The organism is Streptomyces griseus (assembly GCF_001715295.1).
Lineage (GTDB): Bacteria > Actinomycetota > Actinomycetes > Streptomycetales > Streptomycetaceae > Streptomyces > Streptomyces griseus_G.
In genome coordinates this window covers 621,075-647,576 of record NZ_MDKB01000004.1, presented here as the reverse complement: position 1 = coordinate 647,576, position 26,502 = coordinate 621,075, and the positions used below count along the sequence as shown (strand labels likewise).

Here is a 26,502-nt window from a genome sequence, read left to right as displayed (position 1 = left end):
TCAACCCATCGGCGCAGGAGCCTCGTTGGTTCCCTATCCTGCCGCACTGGATCTGCCTCACGCCCTGGTCGAGTGGGTCACGATGCTCATCGTCACCCGCGAAGGCGACCGCCGCTGCAAGCTCCCGCCGCACCAGCGTGCGCTCGTCGCGCTCGTGTACCTGCATCGTCACGACACCCTCGCCCACATCGCCGCCGGCTTCGGGATATCCGTCGGCACCGCCGACGCCTACGTCACCTCGGTCGCAGGTATGCTCGCCGACCGCGCTCCTGGCCTACTGAAAACACTGCGCGAGGAAGACCCTGAATTTGTACTCCTGGACGGGACCCTCGCCGAATGCGACCGCGTCGGTGACAGTCGCGCCGACTACTCGGCCAAGCACCGCCGCCACGGGGTGAACGTCCAAGTCGTCACCGACCCCAGTGGCAGGCTCCTGTGGATCTCACCCGCCCTGCCGGGGCGGACCCACGACCTGACCGCGGCCCGCACCCACCGCATTATCCGGATCTGCGAGCGACAAGGTGTCCCCGTCCTGGCCGACCGCGCCTACCAAGGCGCCGGCCCCTGGGTCACCACCGGGATCAGGCGACCGCCCGGCGGGGAACTCACCCCTACCCAGCGCACCGTCAACCGCGCCCTCGCCCAAGCCCGAGCTCCAGTCGAACGCGGCATGGCACGCCTGAAGACCTGGCAGATCTTCCGACGATCCCGCATCAGCCCCAACCGCATGACCGTCATCACCAGAGCCGTACTCACGCTGGAGAGGCAACGCTGAGAAGGCTCACTTGGCGGGCGCAGGGCCGTACAGCTGTGCCGGGTCGCCGGCCAGGGCCGCCTTGACAAAGCGGCTGGGGTCGTCGACCAGCACTTCGAGGGAGTCGCTCTGCACACCGTCAAGGCTGGCGCGTGCGACGTCGACGGGATCGATCTTGGGGGCGTCGGTGCCCGCCATCATGTCGGTGTCCGCTGCCCCCAGGTGAACACCCTGGACAAGGGTCTTCTGTCCGGCGAGCTCGACGCGTACGCCGTTGGTCATGTTCCACTCGGCGGCTTTGGCCACGGAGTAGGAGCCCGAACCCTGGGGGGTGGCAACCCATGACAGTACGGAGAGGACGTTCACGATCGCTCCGCCGCCGTGGGTGGCCAGAACCGGAGCGAAGGCGCGGATGACGCGGAGGGTGCCGAAGAGGTGCGTCTCCAGTTCTCGCCGGACGTCGTCCAGGTCGTCGGTCAGCAGGTTGGCTCCTGTGGCGATGCCAGCGTTGTTGACCAGCAGTGTCACGTCCTGTGCGACGGCGGCCGCATCCGTGATCGACTTCTCGTCGAGGAGGTCCAGGTACAGCGGGCTGACGCGGGGGTCGGATGCGGTGATCGTCTCCGGGCTGCGGGTCGCCGCGTAGACCCTCTCGGCTCCGCGGGCCAGCAATTCGTCAACGAAGCGCCGGCCAATGCCCCGGTTGGCTCCGGTCACGAGCGCGGTGGAACCAGCAATGTCCATGATCATCCTTTCATCGGGCGGAGGACGGCGATTGCTCCCGCCCTTCGCGCCTACGCTAGAACTTGACGTCAACGTCAAAGGCAAATCGGACACCGCAGAGCGAGGGGCGAGTCACAGTGCGTATCGGAGAGCTGGCCGACCGGGCCTGCGTCAGTACGCGCGCTTTGCGCTACTACGAGGAGCAGGGCTTGCTGCGTTCCTCGCGCACGGCAGGAGGACAGCGGGTCTACCCGCAGTCGGCCGAAGACCGTGTACGGCTGATCCGCGAGCTCTACACAGCCGGGCTCACCAGCCGCGTGATCGCCTCACTCCTGCCGGCTATCGATGCACGCCACGTCGGTCCCGAGTTGCTGGCGCGCTTGCTTGACGAACGTGCCCGCACGACGGCGAAGATCGCCGAGTTGCAGGCGGCGGGCCAACGCCTCGACGCCCTGATCGCCCTCGCCACACACCCGGACTCCGACTCGTGTCCGGCCACACTCGACCAGGCAGCCGCAAGTAGTTCCGCCCCGTAGACGTCCTTCTCCTGCCAGGAAGCCATGTGGTGGACGGCGCGGGAGCCTCGTGCGTGACGAGAACCGATCCCGTCACCCGATCAGTGGCCACGCTGAAAACGCTCACTGACCGTAATGTCGACCCCTTAGGACCAGCAGTGAGAGGCTGACGTGAGCCAGTACTACATAGTGGGCGACCAAACCCTGTGGAACCCGTCCAACGGGGCATCCCGGCTGTTCATGAGCCAGGTCGGCGTCTATCGAGCCGAAGTGGGTCTGCCATCCGGCTTCGGCCTCATGGAAGCTGACGAGTGTCAGATCGACCCCAGCGCGTTCGCAGCGTTCGTCGACGCCCTGCTCGCCTGGCATGGCCGGACCAGGCACGCCGTCATGGCCACCATGGCCGAAGGGTTCGTCGCCACAGTGCTGGCTCTGGCTGAAAAAGCGAACATCGAGGTGAACTGGCAGGCGGCCGAGAGCGCCTATCTCAAGACGGCTTCGGATCCCGATGCAAAGGAATGGACAGCCGCGCTGCGGCAGAAGTCACGCGAGCTCACCCGACGCATGGCGCCATGATCCTCATCTGTCAGCACCCGCGACAGGCTCGCAAGCGCTGCCCTATGTATAGAGGAGGACACGCGTTCCTCCCGCTGCCGTACGTGTGGCGCGCCCGCGCCGTCCCGGCCGCCCGTGTGGCTGTGGCGGCCCGGACGGCGCGGGCATGGTCAGGTGCAGGTCAGCTGGTTCAGCCGTTGTACGGAGCGGTGACGTCCAGGACCCAGGTGACGCCGAAGCGGTCGGTGAGCATGCCGTACAGCGGCGCCCACTGCGCGGGTGCCAGCGGACTCACGACGGTCGACCCCTCCGCGAGCTTGTCCCACAGGGCGCTGATCTCCTCGGCGTCGTCTCCCCGCACCGAGACGAAGAACGCGTTCTCGCCCTGGTTCCAGGGCAGCTGCGAGGGCACGTCGTAGGCCATGACGTGGAAGCCGTCGGCGCCGGCCACCTCGCCCCACATGACCCAGTCCGCCTCGCTCTCGTTCCGCACGGCGCCCGCGTCCTTGTAGGTGACCGCGACGGTACGCCCGCCGAAGACGGACCGGTAGAAGTCGAGCGCCTCCCGTGCGGTGCCCCGAAAGTTCAGGTGGGTGGTGGTCGTGACGGACATGACCTGCTCCTTGCCTCGATGGGTGACACATGTGCGCCGTCGGCCGCCGAGCGGCGGCCGTGACCGGGGGCATGTCTCCCGGACGGCTCGTACGCACAATGGCAGGGGTGGAGGACAGGGTGTGTCCGGTACTTCAGGGACCATGGAGGCATGCACAGGACGTCCGCTCGGCTGCTCGCGCTGCTCTCGCTCCTTCAGACGACCCGTCACTGGTCCGGCGACGATCTCGCCGGGCGTCTCGGCGTCACCTCACGCACCGTCCGTCGTGACATCGACCGCCTGCGCGAACTCGACTACCCGATCACGACCGTCAAAGGGCCGGCCGGTGGCTACCGTCTGGAGGCGGGCGCTCACCTGCCGCCCCTGCTGTTCGACGACGGACAGGCCGTCGCCCTGGCCGTCGCGCTGCGGACCGCGGCCGTCGGTACCACCGTCGCCGAAGACGCCTCCCGCGCGCTGGCCACCCTCCGCCAGGTCATGCCGCCCCGCCTGCGCCACCGCATCGACCTGATGCACGTCACCGCCGTCCACCCGCCCGCCTCGGCCGGCGACACCCCGCAGGTCGACGCTCAGGTCCTGATGGACCTGAGCCGCGCCGTCCACGCCCGCGAGGAACTGCGCTTCGACTACGTGCAGGGCCCGGGCGCCCCGGCCGGCGAGGCCCGTCGTGTGCAGCCCCACCACCTGGTCGTCCGGCGGCATCGCTGGTACCTGGTGGCCTGGGACCTCCACCGCAAGGACTGGCGCACCTTCCGCGCCGACCGCCTCCGCCCTCGCGTACCCACCGGTCCCCGCTTCGCTCCGCGCGACCTCCCCGGCGGCGACGTCTCCGCGTTCATCACCAGCCGGTTCCGCGGCAACGACGGCACCGGCACCGACTGGCCCTGCCGAGGCGAGGTCGTCCTCCACCTCCCGGCCGCCGACGTCGCGCCCTTCGCCCAGGACGGCATCGTCGTGGAGCTCGGTCCCCACCGCTGCCGACTCGTCCTCGGCTCCTGGTCATGGACCGGACTCGCCGCCGCCATCGGTCGCTTCGACACCGACATCGAGGTCATCGGCCCGCCTCAACTGGCCACCGCGTTCGGGGCTCTCGCCGCCCGCTACGCTCGGGCAGCCATCACCACGGAACCGGAGACCGTCCCGGCGCCGTGAGAACGGAACCCACGACGCTGCAGGAAAGTACCCTCCGGTCGGACACTCCGGCCACGAACCCTGTGCGGCACGTCGCCATCGAGATGTGCGCCCAGGGGCAGCGCGTCGCCGGCGGCATCCGACCAGAGGCGGATGGACTTCGACGGCGTCCACCGGGTCGATGGCTGATGATGGAGTCGGGTATCGGAACCGTCCGAATGCCTGGGGCTGGACGTGGGCGGGGTGAAAACGCTGGCCTGGCCTCTGATCGGTGGTGGTCCCAGGTGGGCGGAGCACGGCGGTGCCTTCAGGTAGCTGGTGTGCTTTGCGTTGCCCGGTAGCGCGAGGGCGATGTCCCGTAGCGGCTGACGAATGCCTGGCGGAGCGTTTCAGCGGTGTTGTAACCGCAGCGTGCAGCCACGCTCGCCACGGGTAGTGAGGTCGACGTCAGGAGGTGAGCGGCGGCTGCGGTGCGTGCGTCGCGGACGAATCGGCCTGGTGCTTTTCCGAGGTGGTCGAGGAACAGGCGGGTCAGGTGGCGTTCGCTCACCCCCGCCTCGGCTGCCAGTGCGGTTGCGGTCAGGTCGCCGGCCAGGTGGCTGACGATGTGGTCGACGGCTCGCTTGACCAGGGTGTTCGTGGGTGCTGGGGTGGCTGTGAACATGCTCATCTGCGCCTGGTTGCCCGGCCGTTGCAGATAGGTGACCAGCCCGCGGGCCACTGCGCGCGCCAGTTCCGCGCCATGGTCCTCGTCGATGAAGGCCAGGGTGAGGTCGAGGGCGCTGGTGACGCCCGCCGCGGTGGACACACTTCCGTCGCGGATGTAGATCGGAGCGGGATCCACGGTGATCTCCGGGTAGGTGCGGGCCAACTGCTCGGCATTCAGCCAGTGAGTCGTGGCGCGTTTGCCGTCGAGCAGACCAGCGGCAGCCAGGACGGTCGCCCCCGTGCAGACCGAGGCCACCCTGCGGCTCTCCCTGGCCAGACGGCGGACATGGCCGATGATCCTCGGATTGTCCGCCGCGGCATCGTGGCCGAGGCCTCCCGAGACGATCAGCGTGTCCAGCGGTCCCCTCAGCCGCTCCAGGGACCGCCGGCCCTGCAGCGTGAGCCCCGGGTCGCACGTGATCGCACGGCCTCCCGGGGTGGCCACGCTCACGGCATAGGCAGGGCTGGCTCCGAGCCGGTTGGCGGTGATCAAGCTTGTCGTCACGCAAGCGATGTCCAGCAACTCGGCCTCGTCGTATCCGACGACGACCACCACTCGTTCCTCCATGACCAGGACCCTATGTCGGAAAGACGTGTATCCCAAGAATTCCGACCTGGTCACTGTCTTCCCTTGGCGCTCCCACGGCCTGGGGCCGAAGGTGACGGCATGACCAAGACACTCGCCTTCGTGCTCTATCCCGGCATCACCCCGCTCGACCTGGTCGGGCCGCTCCAGGTGCTGTCGGCGCTCGCCCAGATCGACCCGTCCTTCGAGGTGGCCGTCGTCGGCCAGGACCTCACCCCCCTGGACACCGACACTCCGCTGAAGCTGACGCCGAGCCACACCTTCGACCAGGTCACCGAACCCTTCGCGCTGATCGTGCCCGGCGGGACCGAGCCCACCATCGCCGCCCTGGCCAACGAGCCCCTGCTGGACTGGATCCGGCAGGCCGCGCGGACGGCCGAGGTCGTCGGCTCGGTGTGCACCGGCTCCCTGATCCTGGGCGCCGCCGGCCTGCTCGACGGTCGGCAGGCCACCACTCACTGGGGCGTCCGCGACCTACTGGCCAAGTTCGGAGCGACGCCCGTCGTCGAACGCTGGGTCGAGGCCGGCCCCGTGATCACCGCCGCCGGAGTGTCAGCGGGTATCGACATGGCCCTCCACCTGGTTGAACGCCTCGCGGGCGAGCAGACCGCCCGCACGGTCCAGCTCCTCATCGAGTACGACCCGCAGCCACCCCTGGGCGGCATCGACTGGCGGACCGTCGACCTCGACTTCTTCACGCCCCAATTCCAGGCCATGGTGGAATCGGTCCTGGCAGACCATCCCGCCCTCCTGGCTCGCCTGACCACCTGAGCACCACCGCGGCCGGGAGGCCCCCAGCACGGTGCCGCACCACGTCGAACCCGAAGCACGGCCATCGGGCGCGGACGGTCGCCCGGCCACCCCGACGCAGGTCGAGCGTGGCGTCAGCCCAGGGCTCGTGAACTCCTTCCCTCGTAGATGCCATGGAGCGGGTCGTCACATGTCGGGATGCACTTCGCGATCAGTGCTGCCGGCCCGTCGGCTGACGTCCGCCCGACCGTTGAGCGCGGCCGCGAGACCGTCGAGGCACAGCGCGTGGAGACCGACCCACCAGGGGCGCCACCGGCCGTACATGTCCCCGCTCGGGATCTCCTGCGCCATCTCTGCGATGACCGCACGCCACGGGCCCGTCGGTGGTGCTGGGTATCCCGCGGGCAGGTCACGTTCCACGGCGTCCACGATGTCACCGACCTTGAAGCTGATGCCGGTGTCCACTGACTGCGGCGGTTTACCGGTGCTTCTCACGCTTCTTCCCCTGCTTCCGTCCGGGGCACGTGCACGCCGTAGAGCCGGAGGGAACGGGACGACCTTGTCGCCGAGTCCGACCGGTGGCGTCTCGGCACCGGTTCCCGCCCGGAGCCGGCCGGGTGGTCAGTCCCGTGCGGGGCGTGTGCGGCGTGCGGTGGGTGCGGGCCGCCCGACTGCGGCGTACCAGACCAGGACCGCACATACGAAGCCCGTCGCCGCGGAGACCAGTGACCTGGTGAGGGTGTCGCTCCGCGCGCCGGAAACGAGGGCGACGGCCAGGGCCAACGTCAGGGTGATGGCGGGCAGCGCACGGGGACTCCGCGTGGCGCCCGGCACGGCGGCCGGCGGCAGCAGCCAGGTGGCGAGGCCGTAACAGGCACAGGCCAACAGCGCGGCTCCCAGTACTTCGCTGGGCCGGTGGCCGCCCATGGTCGCGCTGGCGGCGGCGATGCAGGCGAGCCACAGCACACCGGCCGTGGCGACGTAGGGGCGGATACGGGGGCAGACCACGAGGACGGCGGCGAGGGTCAGCGCGGCGGGTATGGCCGTGTGCCCGCTGGGGAAACCCTGGTCAAGGAGATTCTCCGGCGCTCCCACCAGATCGGGGCGGGGCAGGATGGTCGATTTGAGCACCTCCTTGCCGCCGGTCGTGAGAACGACGACCCCGAGCGCCGCGCACCCCTGCCACCAGCACCGCCGCACCAGGGTGAGGACCACGATGACGGCCAGGCCCACCATCAGGGTGGGCTTGGCGCTCAATTCCATCGGCGGCAGGGGCGTCGAGCCGTAGGTCGCTCCGGACAGGGGGTAGATCCATGCGCTCTCGCTCCCCTGTTCACCGAGACCGAACAGGGCGTTCTCCGCTCGTTGCCCCCACGGGGTGCAGACGGCGAGCAGATAGACCGTCAGGAACCCCAGGGTGTACAGCAGAGCCGGCATCCACGGCCGTGTCGTACGCGTCGGGCCGGTGCCGTCGGGGGTCCCGGGGGCCTGCGTCGATGCCCCCGGCCGGTGCGCGGGCAGGGGCTGGGAATCGTGCTGAGTCATCGCTCTGTTTCTTCCGTAGGGGGAGTTCGGTCGCGCAGGTCTTCCGGCACGACGTGGGCCGCCGGGCTCGGCCGGCCCACCGGGGGCCCGCTCCTATTCGGCGAGTGCCTGCCCCTGTCGGCGCTGGGCGGCGATCACCAGGGCGGGGAGGGGTGCGATCAGCAGGATGAGGACGACCAGGTCCGGAAAGGACTGCATGAACGCGTCCGGCCGGACGACGATCGCCTGCATGCGGACGATCGCGAACGCCGCGACGGGGATCAGCCACCGGTGGTCGCCGGTGGCGGCCGTCGCCGTCCACGCGGCGAGCAGCGCGGCGACTTCGAGGGCGAACAGGCCGCGTTGGAAGGCCGGACTGACGGAGATGACGTGCAGGCTCCCGGCCACGGCCATGGCGAGTACGACGGGGACCAGCCAGCGGTACGAGCGGCGTCGCAGACGGCTGGGGCGGCAGAGCGCCAGCACGGCGCACGCGGCGCACAGTGTCCCCGACAGCACCAGGTCACGGGCCGTTATCGGGGCGCCGAGACCGTAGTAGCCCAGGCCCGCCTTGCCCTCGTCGCCGAAGAGGGTGCGGCCGTGGGACGTGGCGCCGGCCCAGATCATCGCTGCGGCGGCCGGCAGCGCGATCCACGGTCTGCCGCGCAGCAGGGCGATCAGGCAGACCAGCGGGAGCAGCCCGTAGGGCAGGAGCCGTGTGCGTGTGGGCCCGTCGGCCCACGGGTACCAGCCGGAGAAGTGGAAGGCGATGGCGTGCTGTCCGGGGTCGATGTGCAGCGCCCAGTGCCACACATCCTGCAGATACGGAACCAGCGCCAGCGCGGCGAGGGCCAGGGCGGCCAGATGGATGCCGTCCAGCCACCACGGGCGGGCGGTGTCGTCGACGACGGCACGGACGCGGGCCTGCACCCCGGCACGGGCCAGGGCGACGACTTCCCGCGGCGGGGGCCAGGAGCGGCCGGGATACGCCTCGGCCAGGCAGGCCAGCACCTCCTCTCCCTGCCGGGAACGGTAGGGCTCGGGATAGGCCGCAAGCAGCAGACGATTCATGCCAGGGCCGTTCCCGTATCCCGCGAGCGTCCGATGACGACGGCCGCCGCCTGCTGCATCCGCAGCGCCTCCCGGCCGAGCGTCTCGGTGCCGTCCTCGGTGAGCCGGTAGTAGCGCCGCGCCCGGCCGTCCACGATTTCCTCATGGCCGGCGGCCACCAGCCCGGCCCGCTCCATCCGCTCCAGCGCGCCGTAGAGAGTGCCGACAGCGATCCGGAGCCGCCCGTCGGTGGCCTGCTCGGCAGCCTTGATGATGCCGTAACCGTGCAACGGGCCATCCATGAGTGCAGCGAGGATGAAGTACTGCGGTTCCGTCAAGGGCGGATGCTGTCTGGTCATGCATCGAGCATATATCGAGCTACGAGATATATCTGCCACCTCTGATGGTCACAGCAGCACCTTCACGCGCGCGGCGAGCATCACCTGAGGGTTGTCCCGCGCCTCCCGGTGGAGCAGCGTGCGGCGTCGGATGCGGGGCACGGCAATGCGGAGGGACGTCCGCATACGGGACGTATGGGGACGTCCCGACGACGCGGCGAGATGCCGTCGCTGTCGTCGCGCGCCCGCCGTGAAGTGCCGGACAACCCTCAGTCCTGCCATCACCGTCGCCGCCCCCTCCATCCGTCACGCTCACCCGCCGCCACGAACCCCCGGTGGGTGTGTACGGGGTGCGATGCAACTCCCTTACTGGAAGGCACAGTTGCGGGTACGACGGGCACCGTGGGTGACCGACTGGCCGCCGAGGTGGTAGAAGATCATGCGGCCGGTGGGGCGGACGCGGCGATGGTCGAGGAGAGGCCGCTCATGGTCCGCTCGGAGCTGCCCCCACAGCCTCCCGCCCCCACTGAGCTCACGAAAGGATCAGTAGGGTCGGACGGATGAGAGTGATGGACGGCAGGTGGCACGGGTGGGGCACCGATGCCGGATTGGTCGTGCTGACATGTGTGCCGGCGCTTCTGTCGCAGCCGTACGTGGATGCCTCTGGACCGGCTTGGGCATCGCTCGCGGTGTACGAGGCCGTCGGCGTGACGGTCTTGCTGCTGCGGCGGCGGCTGCCGGCCACCGCCTTCGTCGTGGGTTTCGGGGCTCTTCTGGTGGCACTGGTGGGGAGTGCGGGCGCGGGGGCCAAACTGTCACCGCTGGTCTTCCTGCCGCCGGCGGTGCTGCTGTACAACCTGGGCCATCACTGTGCGAGCTGGAGGCGGACGGTGTCGGCGATGCTGGGCGCCGCCGTGCTGGGCGTGGCGGGCCTGTGGCTGAACCGGATGACGACTGATTCCAGTGACTTCCGGGGTGGTCTGGACGTCCTCGCCGCGCTGGCCCCGATGCCGCTGGCCTGGGTGATGGGGTTCGCCGCACGGACGCGGCAGGCGCTGCTGGCCGCGGCGGAGCAGCGGGCCACCGACGCACGCCGGGCGCAGGCTCTGGAGGCGGCACAGGCCGCACAGCGGGAGCGGACGCGGATCGCCGGTGAGATGCACGATGTGGTCGCGCACTCGCTGACCCTGCTCGTCGTGCACGCGGAGACGTTGCGGGCCCGCGGTGGCGAGTTGCCCGACTGGGCCCGTGCCCAGGTCGACGGGCTGGCGACGGCGGGTCGGCAGAGCGGCTCCGAGCTGCAAAATCTGCTGCGGATGCTGCGCGATCCTGCGGACGCGGTCCCGCTCCGGCCGGCGCCGGACCTTGCTGAACTGGACGCGTTGCTGGACAGCCATCGTGCCATGGGAGGAACGGTCGAGCTGACGAATGATCTCGCGCCGGAGGCTGTGCCAGGAGCCGTGCAGCTGGCGGGCTATCGTGTCGTGCAGGAGGCACTGGTCAACGCGCGTCGGCACGCTCCCGGGGCGCCGGTCCGGGTGACTGTCGAGTCGGGTGCGGGGCGGTTGCGGTGCGTGGTGGTGAACGGTCCCGCCGCGCGACGTGGCGCGGCCGACGCCGGCGTCGGACTCGGTCTGGTGAGCATGGAGGAACGCGTGGGTGCGCTGGGCGGCGACCTCACGGCAGGCCCGACCGGCGACGGCGGCTTTCGCGTGGCGGCCACGATGCCCTTGGAGTGTGCGGGTGACTGAGCAGATCAGCGTGCTCGTCGTGGACGACGAGCCGGTCATCCGCGCCGGGCTGAGCGCGATATTGGACAGCCAGGCGGACATCACCGTGGCGGGCACCGCGGACGACGGCGAGGGTGCCGTCGAGACCTGCGCACGGCTGCGGCCGGATGTGCTGCTGATGGACATCCGTATGCCGCGCCGCGACGGCCTGTGGGCACTGGCCGAGCTCCGGCGCCGTGGACTGACCGGGGCGGGGCGTTGCCGGGTGCTCATGCTGACCACGTTCGCCCTGGACGAGTACGTCGACGACGCGCTCGCCGCCGGGGCATCCGGCTTTCTCCTGAAGAACAGTTCGTACGAGGAGCTGACCGGGGCCGTACGCGCCGCGGCCGCCGGGCACAGCACACTGAGTCCCGCGGTGACCCAGCGGATCATCGAGGGCCATCTCAGCGGCCGGCGCCAGCCCAGCGACCAGGAGCTGGCCCGGTTGAGGGACCTCACCGAGCGGGAGGCCGACGTGCTGCGTCTGATCCGCGACGGCCTGAGCAACGCCGAGATCGCCGACCGGCTCGTGGTGAGCCTGCACACGGTGAAGACCCACGTCAGCCGCGTGCTCACGAAGACCGGCTGCCAGAGCAGGGCGCAGGCTGCGGTGCTGGCCAGGAACACCTTGTCCTGACCGTCTCCGGGGGGCGGGGCGGCGAGGCGCCCTCTGCCGTGGCGTCACTCCTTGGAGTGATGCCGTGCCGGAGGGAAGCCCTCCACCGAGCGATGTGCCGGGGGCGCGCCGCTGGCTGAATGGTCGCTGTGCGCGGAGCCTTCGAACGCCTTCACCAGGGTGGATGCCGGATCCCTCCACGCACGGAACAACTGCCACGCGCCGAAGGGAACTGCCATGTCCGCACACACGTCGTCTCGCCGTCACCGGGTTCTACGAGGGGCGCTGACCGTGGCGTTGGCCACGTGCATGGGCGCGGTGCTCGTCGGTTGCTCGGACGACGGGCAGGTCGGGGCCGATTCCGCGGCCGGGCGGGGTACGGCTCACACGGCTGCCGCCGAACGCCTGAGCGTCCTGGCGCAGAAGGCGGCCGACACCGGCTCCCTGGGCGTCATCGTCCGGATCGACCGCGGCGACGGGAAGCCCGTCGAGATCGCCCGCCAGGCCGCCTGGACGAAGGACGAGCACCGCCTCGCCGTCGACGACCGGTTCCGCGTCGGGTCCAACACCAAGACGCTCACCGCGACGCTCGTCCTGCAACAGGTCGCCGAGAAGAGGATCGGTCTCGACGACACGGTCGAGAAGTGGCTGCCCGGACTGGTCGAGGGCGGCGGGCACATCACCGTACGGATGCTGCTCAACCACACCAGCGGCCTGGAGGACTTTCTGCTGACGCCCACGTTCCTCCCCTCGCTCACCGGTCAGGAGCAGCGCGCATGGAGGCCGGAGGAACTTCTCGCCACCACTCCCGAGCAGGACCCCCCGACCGGGCCCGGCGAAAAATACTCCTACAGCAACGCCAACTACGAGGCCCTCGGGCTGATCCTGGAGAAGGCCACCGGAAGCAGTCTGGCAGAGCTGATCGAGCAGAAGATCACCAAGCCGCTCGGCATGAAGGACTCGTTCCTGGCCACGGACGCCGCCTGGCACGCCGGGAAACGCCACGCGACCGGCTACGAACCGGACGCCGAGCGCCTGAAGGCCCTTCTTTCCGGGACCGTGGACCTGCCCGAGGGCGTCGGATTCGCCGGGCCCGGACGCCCAGGGGACAACATCGATACCACCGCCATCGACCCGAGCTGGGCGTGGGCGGCAGGCGGGATGGTCTCCACCGCGCAGGACTGGCAGCGCTTCCTCACCGCACTCACGTCCGGCCGGTTGCTGCCCGAGGCCCAGATGAAGCAGATGCGCACCACCGTGGACGCCCCCGAGGAAGGCGGAGGTTACGGTCTGGGCCTGATGAGGGTGGACACGCCCTGCGGCACAGTCTGGGGCCACACCGGCGGCCTGCCCGGCTACTCCAGCGAGATCTACACCGACGCCACCGGCACCCGCAGCGTCGCGGTCTTCACCGTCACGAACTTCGGCATCAAGGAGAAGAAGGCCGCGACCGCGAACAAGGCCCTCGTCGACGCAGCCACCTGTCGGATGCTGGGCAACCCGCGCCCCTCGAACACGACGACCGCATGAGGGGCGCCGCACCCGGCCCGGGAACGGGCGGTGCGGCGCTGCGGGAAGCGTCAACGCGGTCGCACGTCCCCAGCAGTACCCGATGCCTACGCCCCGGCGACCCGCCGGGACTCGCTGCGTATCCGGCACGTGCACCGTGTCGAGCGGTGTGCCTCAGCCGAGGCGGCGCGGTGACCCTCAGCCCTGCGTGGGGCGGGCTGACCGCCGGCAGCTGACCGGACCGACGCCCACGAACCGGATGACCGCGGGCGCCTCCTGCCGGACCCTGGAACCCTCGTGCCCGTCCGGCAGGGCGACGGGTGAGGTCGCCGGAGCGCCCGTCGGGACGTGAGGCGCGCGCGCTTTCGCAGGCGCCGGAGACGGCCGCCCGGTCACCGGTCACCTTTCCGGCGTATGCCGAAGAGCTCGGACACAAGCTGGCGGGCGTACGCGGCGTCGAGCCCGGCCGGGCGGAAGAGGATGCGATACATCATGGGGGCGACGATGCGGTCCATGGCCGTCTCGACGTCGGGAGTGTTCTCCTCGCGGTCGGTCGCCCGAGCGAGAATGACGTCGATCTGTTCGGCCGCGTAGGCCGAGCACTGGCCGGCGTTGCTGCCGTCCGGGTCGCCGAGCAGGGCGTCGCGGATATACGCGCGGCCCGAGGCGGACGTCATTTCGTCGAGGAACTGTTCGGCCCATGCCGTGAGGTCGGACCGCAGGTCGCCGTGGTCCTCCGGTTCGGTGTCGGGCCGCAGCCTCTCCACCGCGACGTCCGACAGCAGTTCCTGCAGGTTGCCCCAGCGGCGGTAGATGGTCGACGGGGTGACTCCGGCGCGCTGGGCGACCAGGGGGACGGTCAGTGCCTCGCGGCCCCTTTCCGTCATGAGTTCCCGTACGGCGGTGTGCACCGACGCCTGGACGCGTGCACTGCGCCCGCCCGGGCGAGCCCTTTGCTTGCTGCTCATCGCACCAGCTTAAAGCACAGTCCTTGCGTTTAGCGGACCGATACCCGAGCCCACCGAAGCCGGGCATCCGCTCTGGTGGCCATGCGCTCCGGCACCCGCGGGTGACGCCCGCACCGCCGCTGCACCAAGGACGTGCGCCCGCTCGACGGCTGCGCCGGAGTACTCGCCGATCTCGTCGTCGCGGGCATCTGGTCCCTGATCCCGACGGGGCCGAGCGGCGTGTGGGGCCGGGCCGGCTTTCCGGCCCGGCCCGCACGCCGCTCTCAAGGGAGGGGGGCGAGCGATCGGGCGGATTGCGTCCGCTCGTATGCGTGGCCCACCCGCAGCAGCGTCCGCTCGGCGAAGGGCCGCCCGAGCAACTGCATGCCGATGGGCATGCCGGCCGCATCGTGGCCGACCGGGACGGAGAGTGCGGGCACTCCTGTGATGTTGGCCGGGGACGAGAGGCGCACATAGGCGTCGGAGACGCTCTCGACCGTGCCGTCGGGCCAGGTGACGGTCTCCTGGCCCGACGGGACCGCGGCCATCGGGACCGCAGGGGCGGCGATCACGTCGACTTCCTCCAGGACACGGGACCACTCCTCGCGCATCAGCGTCCGGGCGCGCTGCGCCCGCAGATAGTCGCCAGCGCCCATCAGCTCGCCGGCCTCCAGGAGGATCCGGACATCCGCCTGATACAGCTCGGGGACGGTACGCAGGGTGCTTTCGTGGTACGCGGTGGCTTCCGGCACCATCAGGCCCCACTGGACGGCCTGGATGTAGCGGGTCATCGGTATGTCGATCTCGATGAGCCGGGCGCCGAGTGCCTCCAGCCGCGCGACGGCGCGGCGGACGGCGGCCTCGACGTCGGCGTCGACGTGCGCGAAGTAGTAGTTGCGGGGCACGCCGACGCGCACTCCCGTCAGGTCCGGGTCGGAGTGCGGCCGGTAGTCGACGCCGGGGACGGCCACCGAAGCGGGGTCACGGGGGTCGTGCCCCACGAGGGCGGCCAGGACCAGGGCCGTGTCGTCGACGGTGCGGGTGATCGGGCCGACGTGGTCGAGCGACCAGGACAGCGACGTGACGCCGTGGCGGGGCACGAGTCCATACGTCGGCTTGAGTCCGACCACCCCGTTCAGGGTGGCGGGCACCCGGATCGATCCGCCGGTGTCGGTACCGAGGGCGAATGTCGCCGCACCGGAGGCCACGGCGACGGCGGAACCCCCGCTGGAGCCACCGGCGACCCTGCCTCGATCCCAGGCGTTGTTGGTCTGCGGGGTGGTCAGCCCGTAGGCGAACTCGTGGGTGTGCGTCTTGCCCATCAGAATCGCTCCGGCCGCCCGCAGACGTGCGGCGACCGTGCTGTCGGAGGCTGCCCGGTGACCGGCCCGGGTCCTGGAGCTCGCTGTGGTGGACACGCCGACGACATCGATCATGTCCTTGAGCCCTACCGGAATCCCGTGCAGAGGGCCCCGGAAGGAGCCCTGTGCGGCCTCGCGCTCGGCCTCACGGGCGGTCCGGCGGGCCTGATCGGCGAAAACCGCGACGTAGGCCGCAACGTGCGGCTCCACCCGCTCGATGCGATTGAGGACCGAGTCGACCAGCTCGACGGGGGACAGCCGTCGCACCCGGATCTCCTGCGCGGCGGCGGCGAGGGACAACTCATACGGCTGCATCGTGCTTCTCCTTTTCCGCACGGAAGGCACTGGCGGGCGGGGTCTCACCGAAGTTCAGCTCGCGCAGGACCGCGACGACGGAGTGGATGTGGTCGGCGGTGGCCGCAATCGCGGAGTGGCGGTCATCGGGCAGCGGAAGCCCCGCACGGGCGGCCCAGCGGGCGGCCTCGGGCGGCGTGATGTCGGCGGAGGACATGGGTTCTCCCCTGGTCGGGCCTGGAGCGACGAGGCACCCCACGCCAAAGGCTATTCATTTGCTTTAGCTCGACTGTAGGACCTATCGTGGCTTAACGCAAACACGTTGCTTTAAGGGAGGGTTTCATGTCCGACGTCGCGCCCGGCCCCCTCGCGCACTGCCCCGTCGGGGACGGTCGCCCTCAGGGGAAGAACCGTGCCGCCACTTTCGCTCTGGACACGTCCGTACTCGTGACCCTCCTGGCGGCATCCAGTGCCCCGACACCGCTGTACGCCCTCTATCAGGACCAGTGGGGCCTTTCGGCGCTCGCCGTCACAGTGGTCTTCAGCGCATACCCCCTGGCGCTGTTGTCGGCCCTTCTCACCGCCGGATCGCTCTCCGACCACCTGGGACGGCGTCCCGTCCTGGCAGGAGCCCTCGGCACGCAGGCCGTCGCCATGGCTCTCCTCGCCTCAGCGGACGGTGCGGGTTCCCTGACAGCGGCCCGCCTCCTGCAAGGAGTGGCCACCGGCGTGGCCACCAGCGCCGCAGGCGCGGCTCTCCTCGACCTGGAGAACCCGCGGCATCCCGGTCGGTCCGCCCTGACCAACACCATCGCCCCGGTCGCCGGCATGGCCGCGGGCGTCCTCGTCTCCACCCTCCTCGTCCGCTTCGCCCCGGCCCCCACGGTCACCGTCCACGCCCTGATGGCAGCACTCTTCGCAGCCCAGGCGATCGCCGTCACCTTCACCACGGAGACGGCCAACCGCCGCGCAGACGCGCTCCGATCGCTGCGCCCGCAGCTCGTCGTACCGCCCGCGGTACGCCCCACCCTGCTGACCACCGGCACCGCGATCGTCGCCATCTGGTCACTGGGCGGCTTCTACTCCTCCCTCGGGCCGGCCCTCGTGCGCCTGGTGGCCCCCAACGCCCCGCAGGCTGCCCTCGGCATGGTCTTCTTCACGCTCAGCGCCGCAGCCGCACTCACCATGTGGGCTCTGCGCCGCACCGATCCCCGCACCTCCGCGATGGGTGGATGCGTCTCCGTCCTGCCCGCCGCGGTCCTGACCCTGAGCGGTCTGCACGGCGTCGGGCTGCCGGCCGTCCACGGCGGCGCGGCCCTGGCCGGAGTAGCCTTCGGCGCCGTCTCCCAAGGGGTACTTCGCATGCTCCTCGCCTCGCTCGACGAGCAGTACCGCGCCGCGACGCTGGCCGCCTACTACGTTCTGAGCTACCTCTCCATGAGCTTGCCCGCCGTCGTCGCCGGGGCCGCCACCCAGTGGTACGGGCTCAGGACCACCTCGTACGCCTACGCCGTCCTCGCCGCGCTCCTCGCCGCAGCGGCCCTCACAGCGCTCGCCGTGTCACGAACCCGAACAAGGCCCGACAGCAGTCCGCACAACCGGCTACTCCGCTGAAGATCGAAGGAAGAGACAGATCATGCACAGCCCCTCGGACACCCCCATCCCCTCCTGGGCCGTGGGCGACATCACCGTCCACCGCATCGACGAAACACTGCTGCCGCCCGCGACCGGACCCTGGCTGCTGCCCGACGCCACTCCGCAGGTGGTAGCCGAACAGGACTGGCTGCGCCCCCACTTCGCCGGCGACGACGGCATCCTCCACATCGACAGCCACAGTTTCGCGTTCACCGTGGACGGGCTGCGCGTGCTCATCGACACCGGCATCGGCAACGGCAAGGAACGGGCCAACCCGGCCTGGCACAACCTGCGCACCGACTTCCCCGAGCGCCTGACCGCCGCCGGCTTCCCGCCCGGCTCCGTCGACCTGGTGGTCCTCACCCACCTGCACGCCGACCACGTCGGCTGGAACACCCGGAAGACGGACGGCGAGTGGGTCCCCACGTTCCCCGAGGCGCGCTACCTCACCGCACGCGCAGAAAGGGAGTTCTGGGCCGCGTACGACATGGAGGAGGCGCGCCGCCAGATGTTCCGCGACTCGGTGATCCCGGTCGAGCAGGCCGGTCTGCTCGACCTGGTCGACGTCCCGGCCGAGGGCGTGCGGATCACCCCGGGCCTGCGTCTGGTCCCCACCCCCGGCCACACCCCCGGCCATGTCGCGGTCGAACTGAGAAGTCAGGGTGAAACGGCGCTGATCACCGGTGACTGCATTCACCACCCGGTCCAACTCGCCCATCCCGCCATCGGCGCCTGCGTGGACGTCGACCCCCGGCAGGCCGAGACCACCCGCGGGGCACTGCTCGCTTCCCTCGCCGACACGGACACCCTCCTCCTCGGCACCCACTTCGCCCCACCCACAGCCGGCCGTGTCGTCGCACACGGAGGCGCCTACCGGCTGCGGCCCGTCCCTGCGACCTGACCTGCAAGCCGGCCGGGGTGCCGGGACCCGAGAGGCGCGGCGGCGCCACAGGCCGACATCCTCGGCAGCGTCATCAGCCTCGACCCGTGGGCTGTGCGGGCCGGACTGCCGCAGGCGGCGCCGGCCGAGCGGTGTCGGGTGACCCGGCCCACCGTCACCCGCGCGATCCACGAGGTCCGTCCGCTGCCGGCCCGGCGTGGCTTCGCCGTCCCGCAGCGGCCCGGTGTGCGGCTGCGTACCCTGGCCGACGTCCTCGCCTCCGCCGAGGCCGCGGGGGTGGGGCCTACGCGTCGACGGCACCGAGGTACAGGTGCGCCGTCCCCGGGCCGGACGAGCGGGCCGCAAGGCGTTCGTGTCCGGCAAGAAGAAGCAGAACACCGCCTCAGGTGCACTGCGGTCCGGTCACCCTGGCGAGTGGTCACAGGACATCGCTCCGGGGGTGTGCCCGTTTGCGCGGGCGCAGGAGAGATCCCCCTGAGGAGTGGTGCCGGCTCGGAAGGGGTGTGACGCAGGCCACGGGAACCCCGGCGGGGCTGCGGAGAGTACATGGTGTGAGAGACACAGATCGAGATGATGAGCTACGTGCGCGCATGAGAGCCGGGGACCGCGATGCGTTCGGCACCCTGTACGACGCACACGCGCGTGCGGTGTACAACCATGGGCTGCGGCTGACCGGGGACTGGTCACTGGCGGAGGACATCATGTCCGAGACGTTCCTCGCCGCGTGGCGGACCCGAGCCTCCCTGAACCCCGAGGGCGGGTCGCTCAGACCGTGGCTCCTGGGGATCGCCACGCATAAGGCGCACAATGCCACACGCCGCCTGCGCCGACAGCGCCAGTTCCTCTCACGCCAACCGGCTCCACCTACGGTGACGGACTTCGCCGAGGAGAGCGCTGGCCGGATCGACGACGCCCGCAGGCTGGCCGTGGTCCACAGCGCCCTGAGCGGACTGCGCAGCCAGGACCGTGAAGTTCTCGTCCTGTGCGTGTGGTCCGGCCTCACCTACCAGGAGTGCGCCGAGGCACTGGACATTCCCCTGGGCACCGTGCGCTCCCGGCTCGCGCGCGCCCGCCGACGGCTCGATCGGCTCAGTGCAAAGAACATGGAACCGCACGGCCCCCGCGGAGAGGTAAAGAGGCAGGCCGCATTCGCGGCCTCGTGCTCACAGGAGGAAAACCGATGACTGCTTCACACCGCCATGACGGTTCCCGCGACGACGCCGCACATCTGCGCGGGCTGTTGCCGGACGCACCCGAATGGGACCTCCCGCCCGCCCGCCACCTCCACCACCGGAACGTGCTGCTGCGCGAGATCGACCAGGAGCAGACGGCCGCCCCCACCCCGGCGACGCCTGCGCTTCAGTGGCGGTGGCTGCGTCCGGTCTTCCTGCTGCCCGCCACGGCCATGGCCCTCGCCGGCGCCCTGACCCTCACGCTTCCCGGCACGGAGCAGGAACCGGGCGCCAAGGCAGAGGCGACCGACGCGCACCACGCCGCGGCGAACGGCGTGGTGCTCACGCTCGACCGCATCGCCGCCGCGTCCATGGAAGTCGACGTCAATCCGATCCGCGACGACCAATTCGTCTACGTCCGAAGCCTGGTCCGCAGCAACGAAGGCGCCTTCGACGGACCGGTGAAGCTCGGCGCTCCACACCGCCGCGAAATCTGGGTGTCGCAGGACTCCGCACCGATTACTCGCACCGGGGTGATCCGTGAGTCCGGAAAGGGTGTTTCCATGTCCGGGCAGCGGATTCCCATCGAGACGGCCGCCCCTGACGGCAGTGCGGAACATGGAATCCCTGCCGGAATCGACCGGCCCACCTACCAGTGGCTGGCCAAGCTGCCCACCGACACCGACGCTCTGCGCACACTGCTCTACGCCCGGACTCGAACCCTCGAAAACGAATCGAAGGACCAGGCCGTCTTCAGGAAGATCGGCGATCTCCTGAACGAAACTGTCATGCCGCCGGCCAATGCCGCGGCCCTGTACAAGACCGTCGCCACGATCCCAGGCGTGAGCGTGACTCCCGACGCCACCGACGCTGCCGGGCGCCACGGGATCGGAATCACCCGCGAGGAGACCGGCACCGCAACTCGGGACGAGTGGATCTTCGACCGGAACAGTTTCACGCTTCTCGGCTCGTGCTCCTACCTCACGCACACAGCCGGGGCCAAGCCCTCCACCCTCTACAACAGCACCGCCGTCATGGAAACCGGCGTCGTGGACCGGGACGACCGCGAACCCACGGACAAGCAAAGGACGGCCTGAACAACGGGACAGTGCGCACGCTCGCCCCGACAGTGAGCCTTTTCCCACCTCATCCTGGCGCGTGGTGAAGGACGAGGACGGCCTTCACGATGTTGGTGATGCGGTTGGTGCTGCAGCGGAGTTTCCGCAGGAGGCGCCAGCCCTTGAGGGTGGCCCTGGCCTGCTCGCCAAGGCAACGGATCTTGGCGTGGGTGGTGTGGTGCCGGTACTTCCCCTGTTTGAGGCCGCGGCCCGAAACGGGACCCGGACGGCCTGCCGGCTCCCACCCGTCCATCAGGAGCTTCGTCGTTGTGCAGGGTTGTCCAACTCGTGGTCAGCATCGCCAGCTTGGAGTGGCTCAGTACGGCGTGAGAGTCCGATGCGGGTTCGGATGACGTATTCGGTCAAATGATCTCTTTGGTGTCCGTTCGGGGGCGACTGCGCGGTTGTGCGGCACCCTGCTGGTCTGTGGCGTGATGATCGTCTGTAGCGCGGGAAGGTTCGGCTGGGGAACCGGTGGAGCCGTATCGCGCTGCCGATTTATGTTCATGCCTGGATCAGGGAAACCGCAGGAGTTCACGCGCAGATGCACCTGCTCGTCCAGGTGGCCACCGCCGGGGACGCGGCGGTGCTCAGCCCCGCAAGGCGCTTGTCGAGGGGGTTGCGCCTGTACGCGGGCGTGGTTCGGGGACGCATGGTGCCGCTGTCTCTCTTGGGGCCAGGGCACTCTCACGACCGCAGAGGAGCACGAATGCACCTGATTCCCTCAGAGCAGGAGAAATTGCTGCTGAGTGTGGCCGGGATGCTGGCCAGCTACCGCAAGGAGCGTGGCCTCAGGCTGAACTACCCCGAGGCGGTGGCGTACATCAGTTGCTGGGTCATCGAGGAGGCGCGGGCGGGCAATTACACCGTCGACCAGATGATGAGCGATGCCGACGTTCCCCTGGAGCAGCGGAAGGGGGACACGCCGGGCCGGGGCGAGAGCGTCCTGACGACCGACGACGTCATGGAGGGCGTGCCCGAGATGCTCGACATCCTCCAGGTCGAGGCGACCTTTCCCGACGGGCGCAAGCTCGTCACCCTCTACGACCCGATCCGCGCGCCGAAGGCCGCCCCGCTGTCCGCTCCCATCTGCTGAGGTCGAGTCCATGCCTTACTTCCAGCCGCTGGCCCCGAAGCCTCCGGTGACCGCGTCGGTCACGTGTCCGAGTACGTGCCCCTGCTACTCGGCCCATCACCGTCCGGAGCAGGTAACCGTACCGCCCTCGTCCCTGGACCCGGGCCAGTCCCATGGCTTCTCCCGGTACAAGGTGGGAGGAGTGTGGGTCAGGGACCCGTCCGCAGTGCATGTGCTCAACTCACCAACCGACACGGCCGTCGTCTATGTGGTCAACGTCGGTGACCGCGATATCCAGATCGGCTCGCACTTCCATCTGGCCGAAGTCAATGAGGACCTGCTGTTCTTCACCGACCTGGACTCCGCTACCGAAGCCGAGGCCGTTCTGACCGACCCTCAGCGCCTGAGAAAGGATCAGATCGCCGCAGCCCGTGAGCTGGCGTACGACCGGTCGAAGACGCCTGGGGAAGCACCTTGGGGATGCCGCCTGGACATCGCTCCGGGGGACTCCATGCGGTTCAGCCCCGAGAACGCACCCAGCGAGGCGATCGACGTCGTGCCCATCGGCGGGAGGCGGCAAGTGCCGGGCCTGCGGAAGGACAAGCCGGCTGACGACATCGCCCTCGACTGACACGGCCCTCGTACACCCAGCTGGAGGCACACGATGGTGAACATCACCCGCGAGCAATACGCGAAATCCTACGGCCCCACCGTGGGCGACCAGGTCCGCCTGGGCGACACCAACCTCTGGATCGAGGTCACCGAGGACCTCACGTTCGGTGGTGACGAGGCGATCTTCGGCGGCGGCAAGACCATCCGCGAGTCGATGCTGCAAGGGATGACCACCAGTGCGCAGGGGGCTCCCGACACCGTGATCACCAACGTCGTCATTCTGGACATCGCCCCCGCTCTGGAGCGGGGCAACGGCAATTCCATCGTACGAGCCGACGTCGGGATCAAGGGCGGAAAGATCGTCGCGATCGGCAAGGCCGGCAACAGCGACGTCATGGACGAGGTCACCCCCGGCCTGGAGATCGGCACTTCCACGGACGTGATCTCCGGCGAGGGCAAGATCCTCACCGCCGGTGCCATCGACACTCACGTGCACTACATCTCCCCCTCGGCTGTCATGGAAGCGCTGTCCACCGGGACCACCACGCTGATCGGCGGCGGCGTGGGCCCCTCCGAGGGATCCAAGGCGACCACCGTGACGCCCGGCCCGCAGCACCTGGTGAACCTGCACCGCAGCTTCGACGACCTGCCGGTCAACGTGATGCTGCTGGGCAAGGGCAACACCGTCAGCCAGGACGGCCTGGACGAACAGGCACTCGCAGGCGCCGGCGGCTACAAGATCCACGAGGACTGGGGAGCCACTCCGGCAGCGCTGGACACCGCGCTGTGGGCCGGGGAGGAGTGGGGCTTGCAGGTCACTCTCCACGCCGACTCCCTCAACGAGTCCGGCTTCGTCGAGACCACCCTCGGCGCCATCGGTGATCGCGGCATCCACGTCTTCCACGCCGAGGGCGCCGGCGGCGGACACGCCCCCGACATCCTGAAGGTGGCCGCCGCGCCAAACGTCCTGCCCGCCTCCACGAACCCGACGCTGCCGTACACCGCGAACACGGTGGCCGAGCACATCGACATGCTGGCCTCCGCCCACCACCTCGATCTCAGGAACAAGAACGACCAGGCTTTCGCCGACTCCCGGATCCGTTCCACCACCATGTTCGCCGAGGACGTGCTGCACGACATGGGCGCGATCTCCATCACCTCCTCCGACGCCCAGGCCATGGGCCGCATCGGCGAGGTCGTGACCCGCACCTGGCAGGTCGCCCACGTCATGAAGGAGTGGAGCCACACGACCTTCAAGGACGCGAACTTCTTCTACGGTCCCGGTCAGGGGCGGGGCGACAACGCCCGTGCGCTGCGCTACGTGGCCAAGTACACCATCAACCCCGCTGTCGCCCACGGCATCGACGAGTACGTCGGTTCCGTGAAGGAGGGCAAACTCGCAGACCTCGTGCTGTGGGACCCGCGCTTCTTCGCCGTACGGCCCGAACTGGTCATCAAGGCCGGTGCCATGGTGATCGGCAACCTGGGCGACCCCAACGGTGCGGTGTCGACCCCGCAGCCGACCTTCCTGCGGCCCGCGATGGCTGCCGCGATCGCCTGCCGACTGTCCTACTCGTTCGTCTCCGAGAAGGCGCTCAACCCGCCCCCCGGCACCGACCCGTACAGCACGGTGAGGGGCAAGGGCGTGTTCAAGGACTCGCTGAAGGACACGCTTGGCCTGCGGCGTGAGCTGAAGGGCGCCAAGCCCGTCCACGATGTCAAGAAGGCGGACATGGTCTTCAACGACGGGCTCTTCGGCATCGACATCGATCCGGCCACATTCAAGATCGCGGTGGAAATCCCGGGAGTCGACCCGTCAGAAGGACACAGCCTCACCAGGCACAAGAGCCGAAACGGTTTCTGGTACCTCGACCAGCCGAGACCACCGAAGAGCCTGCCACTCACCCAGCGATACCTGCTGTTCTGAGGCCCCGGTGAGCGCCTCTCCGCTCCTGCTCGCCCTGCTCGGCGACGCCAGGCTCCCGTCCGGGGGACATACACAGTCCGCCGGTCTCGAGCCGGCGTTGCGGGCCGGTATCGCACCCGCCGAGGTTCCCGCGTACCTGCGCTCGCGCCTTCGCACCGTCACCATGGTGGAGGCGGGCACCGCCGTCGTCGCCCTCGCGGTCGCGGCGAACGACGGTGATCTCACGGAGGTTGAGGCCGCCTGGGCCGCCCGGACCCCCAGCCCGGCACTGCGGGCGAACGGGCGACGGCTGGGCCGCGGGTACCTACGGGTCCTGCAAAGGCTCTGGCCCGGTCCTGTCGATGCTCACGCACGCACCTGGTCACGCCCCGTCGTTCTCGGCCTGCTCGCGCACCGCGCCGGAATGGACCCGGCCGACGTGGCCCGTCTCGTCGGGTACGACGACGCCCAGACCGTGGCCGCGGCCCTGCTCAAGCTCGAACCGCAGGACCCGCTGACCATCGCGGCATGGGTGAGCGAACTCCTCCCGAACGTCGAAAAGATGGCCGGCAAGGTCGCCCCCCTGCGCCTCCCGGAACAGATTCCCGCCCCCGGCGCTCCCCTGATCGAACGCTGGGCCGAGACCCACGACACCATCACAGAAAGGCTCTTCAGTGCCTGAGAACACCACCGCCCCCGCCCGTGCCATGCGCCTAGGCGTAGCCGGCCCCGTCGGCACCGGGAAGAGTTCACTCATCGCAACGCTGTGCCGGGCGCTGTCCGGCGAACTGCGCCTGGGCGTCATCACGAACGACATCTACACCGACGAGGACGCGCGCTTCCTCAGGAGCGCCGGTGTGCTGGACCCCGAACGAATCCGCCCGGTGGAGACAGGCGCATGCCCCCACACCGCCATCCGTGACGACGTGACGGCCAACCTGCTGGCGGCCGAGGACCTGGAGGCTGACTTCGGCCCACTGGATCTCGTCATCATCGAATCCGGCGGAGACAACCTCACCGCCACCTTCTCGCCCGCTCTGGTGGACGCCCAGGTATTCGTCCTGGACGTCGCCGGCGGCGGTGACGTAGTACGTAAGGGCGGTCCCGGCATCGCCCGCGCCGACCTGCTCGTCATCAACAAGACCGACCTGGGCGTGCACGTGGGTGTGGACGTCGAGCGCATGACGCGCGAAGGGCGCAGCGTACGGCAGGGTGCTCCGGTGGTCGCGCTGTCCCGGCACGACGAGGCGTCCGTCCGGACGCTGACCGGCTGGGTCCGCGACACCCTCGCCCACTACCGCACCGGCGAGCACACCCCGGTCGACCCGGGCCCCATGGCCCCGCACTTCCATACCGGTCAGGACAGCGAGGAACCCCACCTGCACACCCACGCGCACGACCAGGATCCGGCGCATGCAGGGCACAGCGCGTGACCGGACCGACCCGCCTGAGCGTCGTCCGCACGGGAAACCGCAGCCGCGTCCACGGGACAACGGGGCATCTGACGGCGCGGATCATGGAGCAGGACACCCACGACGCCCGAGTGGGCCTGCTCGCCACCCAGGCGCTACTGCTGGCCGGCGACGACGTCCGCATCGAAGTTGACGTCGCTCCCGGCGCCTGGCTCGACATCGTGGAGACGACCGGCACGGTCGCCTACGAGGGCGAGGCACCGTCATCGTGGGTCATTGACGCCACCGTGGGCGACGAAGCGGTCCTTACCTGGGCGGGCAAGCCCTTCGTGGTCTCGGCCGGGGTCGCCACCCACCGCGATACCCGGATCCGCCTGCACGGCACCGGCAGGATCCTGATGCAGGAAAAGATCGTCCTGGGCCGCGCCGGACAGACCGGCGGGGATCTCACCACATCCCTGAACGCGACGGACGACACCGGGCCGGTGCAGGTGGAGCACCTCGATCTGACCCGGCAGACCCGTGGCATGCCAGGCATCCTCGGGAACCTTCGCTCCATGGACACCGTCACCGCCCTGGGATGGTCGCCCGATCCGCCCGGCGAGCCGGAAGCGGGAACCACCGGGCCTGGCGAGACGTACTTCCGTCTTGACCGGGCCGGGGCCGTACTGCGCTGGATCGGAATCGGCCGGTTCCGTGACCGGCTGTGCGACGTCGCCTTCGACGCTTGGTGCGAGAAGGCCACACGCGGCTACCGGTCCCGGGGCCACCTTGCTGCACAACGCCCGAGCCACGCCGAAACAGTCGGGCGAAAGGGGGCGCCGACGGCGGTCGGCTTCCCCTCACCGTCCCCAGCCGGCCCGTAGGAATGCCGGCGGCCAACGGCGGTAACGGGGACTCCCGCAGCACCTTCTCGATCCTGACG

At 69.7% G+C, this 26,502-nt stretch carries 28 protein-coding genes and 1 pseudogene; 18 read left to right on the top strand and 11 right to left on the bottom strand.

Translation table 11 applies throughout. From position 1 onward, the window contains the following. Nucleotides 1-25: 25 nt before the first annotated feature. Nucleotides 26-775 (top strand): transposase family protein, encoded by a 750-nt coding sequence (locus BA175_RS24550; RefSeq protein WP_069173644.1) that lies wholly within the window; start codon nt 26-28, stop codon nt 773-775. Between the two features lie 6 nt (nt 776-781). Here BA175_RS24550 and BA175_RS24545 read toward each other — a convergent pair whose 3' ends face one another. Beyond that, nucleotides 782-1,498 (bottom strand): SDR family oxidoreductase, encoded by a 717-nt coding sequence (locus tag BA175_RS24545; RefSeq protein WP_069173755.1) that lies wholly within the window; start codon nt 1,496-1,498, stop codon nt 782-784. A gap of 116 nt (nt 1,499-1,614) precedes the next feature. Between BA175_RS24545 and BA175_RS24540 the strand changes: the two genes are divergently transcribed. Both BA175_RS24540 and BA175_RS24535 read left to right on the top strand, forming a co-directional pair. Next, nucleotides 1,615-2,013, top strand: a complete 399-nt coding sequence (locus BA175_RS24540; RefSeq protein WP_069173643.1) for a MerR family transcriptional regulator — start codon at nt 1,615-1,617, stop codon at nt 2,011-2,013. 150 nt (nt 2,014-2,163) lie between these two features. Beyond that, nucleotides 2,164-2,568, top strand: coding sequence for a DUF6086 family protein (locus BA175_RS24535; RefSeq protein ID WP_069173642.1), 405 nt, complete (start codon nt 2,164-2,166; stop codon nt 2,566-2,568). Between the two features lie 169 nt (nt 2,569-2,737). Here the strand turns inward: BA175_RS24535 and BA175_RS24530 are convergent, their stop codons facing one another. Further along, entirely contained in the window at nt 2,738-3,160 is a 423-nt protein-coding gene (locus BA175_RS24530; RefSeq protein ID WP_069173641.1) for a VOC family protein, read from the bottom strand. Nucleotides 3,161-3,310: 150 nt separating this feature from the next. On the opposite strand from BA175_RS24530, the gene BA175_RS24525 reads away from it, so the two are divergent. Continuing rightward, nucleotides 3,311-4,312, top strand: a complete 1,002-nt coding sequence (locus BA175_RS24525) for a helix-turn-helix transcriptional regulator (protein ID WP_069173640.1) — start codon at nt 3,311-3,313, stop codon at nt 4,310-4,312. Nucleotides 4,313-4,598: 286 nt separating this feature from the next. Here BA175_RS24525 and BA175_RS24520 read toward each other — a convergent pair whose 3' ends face one another. Next, a complete protein-coding gene (locus BA175_RS24520) occupies nt 4,599-5,567 on the bottom strand; it encodes a GlxA family transcriptional regulator (protein ID WP_069173754.1) in 969 nt (322 codons plus the stop codon). 99 nt (nt 5,568-5,666) lie between these two features. Here BA175_RS24520 and BA175_RS24515 point away from each other — a divergent pair, with 99 nt between their 5' ends. After that, complete coding sequence (locus BA175_RS24515) at nt 5,667-6,356, top strand: DJ-1/PfpI family protein (protein ID WP_069173639.1); 690 nt, start codon at nt 5,667-5,669, stop codon at nt 6,354-6,356. Between the two features lie 165 nt (nt 6,357-6,521). Here the strand turns inward: BA175_RS24515 and BA175_RS24510 are convergent, their stop codons facing one another. The 4 genes from BA175_RS24510 to BA175_RS24495 all read right to left on the bottom strand — a co-directional run bounded on the left by BA175_RS24510 (nt 6,522) and on the right by BA175_RS24495 (nt 9,268). Further along, nucleotides 6,522-6,830 carry a hypothetical protein gene (locus BA175_RS24510; RefSeq protein WP_139131412.1) on the bottom strand — a complete coding sequence of 103 codons (309 nt, stop codon included), beginning with the start codon at nt 6,828-6,830 and terminating at the stop codon, nt 6,522-6,524. Between the two features lie 126 nt (nt 6,831-6,956). After that, a complete protein-coding gene (locus BA175_RS24505) occupies nt 6,957-7,880 on the bottom strand; it encodes a phosphatase PAP2 family protein (RefSeq protein WP_069173637.1) in 924 nt (307 codons plus the stop codon). Between the two features lie 93 nt (nt 7,881-7,973). Continuing rightward, the gene (locus tag BA175_RS24500) at nt 7,974-8,930 is read right to left on the bottom strand and encodes a hypothetical protein (RefSeq protein ID WP_069173636.1); all 957 of its coding nucleotides are present in this window, start codon (nt 8,928-8,930) and stop codon (nt 7,974-7,976) included. After that, nucleotides 8,927-9,268 (bottom strand): PadR family transcriptional regulator, encoded by a 342-nt coding sequence (locus tag BA175_RS24495; protein WP_069173635.1) that lies wholly within the window; start codon nt 9,266-9,268, stop codon nt 8,927-8,929. Before BA175_RS24495 ends, BA175_RS24500 begins: the two co-directional genes overlap by 4 nt. A gap of 548 nt (nt 9,269-9,816) precedes the next feature. On the opposite strand from BA175_RS24495, the gene BA175_RS24490 reads away from it, so the two are divergent. The 3 genes from BA175_RS24490 (at nt 9,817) to BA175_RS24480 (ending at nt 13,165) form a co-directional block, all read left to right on the top strand. Beyond that, on the top strand, nt 9,817-10,998 hold the full coding sequence (locus BA175_RS24490) for a sensor histidine kinase (protein WP_069173634.1): 1,182 nt from the start codon (nt 9,817-9,819) through the stop codon (nt 10,996-10,998). Beyond that, nucleotides 10,985-11,656 (top strand): response regulator transcription factor, encoded by a 672-nt coding sequence (locus BA175_RS24485; RefSeq protein WP_069173633.1) that lies wholly within the window; start codon nt 10,985-10,987, stop codon nt 11,654-11,656. The genes BA175_RS24490 and BA175_RS24485 overlap by 14 nt, the downstream gene beginning before the upstream one ends. A 270-nt stretch (nt 11,657-11,926) precedes the next feature. After that, a complete protein-coding gene (locus BA175_RS24480) occupies nt 11,927-13,165 on the top strand; it encodes a serine hydrolase domain-containing protein (RefSeq protein ID WP_069173632.1) in 1,239 nt (412 codons plus the stop codon). Nucleotides 13,166-13,536: 371 nt separating this feature from the next. Here the strand turns inward: BA175_RS24480 and BA175_RS24475 are convergent, their stop codons facing one another. The 3 genes from BA175_RS24475 to BA175_RS24465 form a co-directional block, all read right to left on the bottom strand. Next, nucleotides 13,537-14,112, bottom strand: a complete 576-nt coding sequence (locus BA175_RS24475; RefSeq protein WP_069173631.1) for a TetR/AcrR family transcriptional regulator — start codon at nt 14,110-14,112, stop codon at nt 13,537-13,539. A 263-nt stretch (nt 14,113-14,375) separates the two neighbouring features. Beyond that, nucleotides 14,376-15,767, bottom strand: a complete 1,392-nt coding sequence (locus tag BA175_RS24470) for an amidase (protein WP_069173630.1) — start codon at nt 15,765-15,767, stop codon at nt 14,376-14,378. After that, nucleotides 15,754-15,963: a hypothetical protein gene (locus tag BA175_RS24465; protein WP_069173629.1), complete on the bottom strand. Its 210-nt coding sequence runs from the start codon at nt 15,961-15,963 to the stop codon at nt 15,754-15,756. Before BA175_RS24465 ends, BA175_RS24470 begins: the two co-directional genes overlap by 14 nt. 125 nt (nt 15,964-16,088) lie before the next feature. Here BA175_RS24465 and BA175_RS24460 point away from each other — a divergent pair, with 125 nt between their 5' ends. The 4 genes from BA175_RS24460 (at nt 16,089) to BA175_RS24445 (ending at nt 20,551) form a co-directional block, all read left to right on the top strand. Continuing rightward, nucleotides 16,089-17,360, top strand: a complete 1,272-nt coding sequence (locus tag BA175_RS24460; RefSeq protein ID WP_069173628.1) for an MFS transporter — start codon at nt 16,089-16,091, stop codon at nt 17,358-17,360. Between the two features lie 22 nt (nt 17,361-17,382). Beyond that, nucleotides 17,383-18,282 (top strand): MBL fold metallo-hydrolase, encoded by a 900-nt coding sequence (locus BA175_RS24455; RefSeq protein ID WP_069173627.1) that lies wholly within the window; start codon nt 17,383-17,385, stop codon nt 18,280-18,282. Nucleotides 18,283-18,872: 590 nt separating this feature from the next. Then, nucleotides 18,873-19,466 carry an RNA polymerase sigma factor gene (locus BA175_RS24450; protein ID WP_069173626.1) on the top strand — a complete coding sequence of 198 codons (594 nt, stop codon included), beginning with the start codon at nt 18,873-18,875 and terminating at the stop codon, nt 19,464-19,466. Continuing rightward, nucleotides 19,463-20,551, top strand: a complete 1,089-nt coding sequence (locus BA175_RS24445; RefSeq protein WP_069173625.1) for a CU044_5270 family protein — start codon at nt 19,463-19,465, stop codon at nt 20,549-20,551. Before BA175_RS24450 ends, BA175_RS24445 begins: the two co-directional genes overlap by 4 nt. 49 nt (nt 20,552-20,600) lie before the next feature. Here the strand turns inward: BA175_RS24445 and BA175_RS24440 are convergent. Then, a pseudogene (locus BA175_RS24440) lies at nt 20,601-20,744 on the bottom strand (IS5/IS1182 family transposase); the annotation flags it as partial. A gap of 537 nt (nt 20,745-21,281) precedes the next feature. On the opposite strand from BA175_RS24440, the gene ureA reads away from it, so the two are divergent. The 6 genes from ureA (at nt 21,282) to BA175_RS24410 (ending at nt 26,443) form a co-directional block, all read left to right on the top strand. Next, on the top strand, nt 21,282-21,668 hold the full coding sequence (gene ureA, locus BA175_RS24435; RefSeq protein ID WP_069173753.1) for an urease subunit gamma: 387 nt from the start codon (nt 21,282-21,284) through the stop codon (nt 21,666-21,668). 205 nt (nt 21,669-21,873) lie between these two features. Beyond that, nucleotides 21,874-22,278 (top strand): urease subunit beta, encoded by a 405-nt coding sequence (locus BA175_RS24430; RefSeq protein WP_069173623.1) that lies wholly within the window; start codon nt 21,874-21,876, stop codon nt 22,276-22,278. 33 nt (nt 22,279-22,311) lie between these two features. After that, complete coding sequence (gene ureC, locus BA175_RS24425) at nt 22,312-24,186, top strand: urease subunit alpha (protein ID WP_069173622.1); 1,875 nt, start codon at nt 22,312-22,314, stop codon at nt 24,184-24,186. A 7-nt stretch (nt 24,187-24,193) separates the two neighbouring features. Beyond that, nucleotides 24,194-24,847, top strand: a complete 654-nt coding sequence (locus BA175_RS24420; protein WP_069173621.1) for an urease accessory protein UreF — start codon at nt 24,194-24,196, stop codon at nt 24,845-24,847. A gap of 25 nt (nt 24,848-24,872) precedes the next feature. After that, entirely contained in the window at nt 24,873-25,598 is a 726-nt protein-coding gene (ureG, locus tag BA175_RS24415) for an urease accessory protein UreG (RefSeq protein ID WP_217493240.1), read from the top strand. Beyond that, complete coding sequence (locus BA175_RS24410; RefSeq protein ID WP_254667961.1) at nt 25,595-26,443, top strand: urease accessory protein UreD; 849 nt, start codon at nt 25,595-25,597, stop codon at nt 26,441-26,443. The genes ureG and BA175_RS24410 overlap by 4 nt, the downstream gene beginning before the upstream one ends. The last annotated feature ends 59 nt before the right edge of the window (nt 26,444-26,502 follow it).

Coding starts and splice junctions, on each gene's coding strand:
- BA175_RS24545 (WP_069173755.1), bottom strand. CDS start 1,498: ATGGACATTGCTGGTTCCACCGCGCTCGTGACCGGAGCCAACCGGGGC.
- BA175_RS24530 (WP_069173641.1), bottom strand. CDS start 3,160: ATGTCCGTCACGACCACCACCCACCTGAACTTTCGGGGCACCGCACGG.
- BA175_RS24525 (WP_069173640.1), top strand. CDS start 3,311: ATGCACAGGACGTCCGCTCGGCTGCTCGCGCTGCTCTCGCTCCTTCAG.
- BA175_RS24520 (WP_069173754.1), bottom strand. CDS start 5,567: ATGGAGGAACGAGTGGTGGTCGTCGTCGGATACGACGAGGCCGAGTTG.
- BA175_RS24515 (WP_069173639.1), top strand. CDS start 5,667: ATGACCAAGACACTCGCCTTCGTGCTCTATCCCGGCATCACCCCGCTC.
- BA175_RS24505 (WP_069173637.1), bottom strand. CDS start 7,880: ATGACTCAGCACGATTCCCAGCCCCTGCCCGCGCACCGGCCGGGGGCA.
- BA175_RS24500 (WP_069173636.1), bottom strand. CDS start 8,930: ATGAATCGTCTGCTGCTTGCGGCCTATCCCGAGCCCTACCGTTCCCGG.
- BA175_RS24495 (WP_069173635.1), bottom strand. CDS start 9,268: ATGACCAGACAGCATCCGCCCTTGACGGAACCGCAGTACTTCATCCTC.
- BA175_RS24490 (WP_069173634.1), top strand. CDS start 9,817: ATGGACGGCAGGTGGCACGGGTGGGGCACCGATGCCGGATTGGTCGTG.
- BA175_RS24475 (WP_069173631.1), bottom strand. CDS start 14,112: ATGAGCAGCAAGCAAAGGGCTCGCCCGGGCGGGCGCAGTGCACGCGTC.
- BA175_RS24470 (WP_069173630.1), bottom strand. CDS start 15,767: ATGCAGCCGTATGAGTTGTCCCTCGCCGCCGCCGCGCAGGAGATCCGG.
- BA175_RS24465 (WP_069173629.1), bottom strand. CDS start 15,963: ATGTCCTCCGCCGACATCACGCCGCCCGAGGCCGCCCGCTGGGCCGCC.
- BA175_RS24460 (WP_069173628.1), top strand. CDS start 16,089: ATGTCCGACGTCGCGCCCGGCCCCCTCGCGCACTGCCCCGTCGGGGAC.
- BA175_RS24455 (WP_069173627.1), top strand. CDS start 17,383: ATGCACAGCCCCTCGGACACCCCCATCCCCTCCTGGGCCGTGGGCGAC.
- BA175_RS24450 (WP_069173626.1), top strand. CDS start 18,873: ATGAGAGCCGGGGACCGCGATGCGTTCGGCACCCTGTACGACGCACAC.
- BA175_RS24445 (WP_069173625.1), top strand. CDS start 19,463: ATGACTGCTTCACACCGCCATGACGGTTCCCGCGACGACGCCGCACAT.
- ureA (WP_069173753.1), top strand. CDS start 21,282: ATGCACCTGATTCCCTCAGAGCAGGAGAAATTGCTGCTGAGTGTGGCC.
- ureC (WP_069173622.1), top strand. CDS start 22,312: ATGGTGAACATCACCCGCGAGCAATACGCGAAATCCTACGGCCCCACC.
- ureG (WP_217493240.1), top strand. CDS start 24,873: ATGCGCCTAGGCGTAGCCGGCCCCGTCGGCACCGGGAAGAGTTCACTC.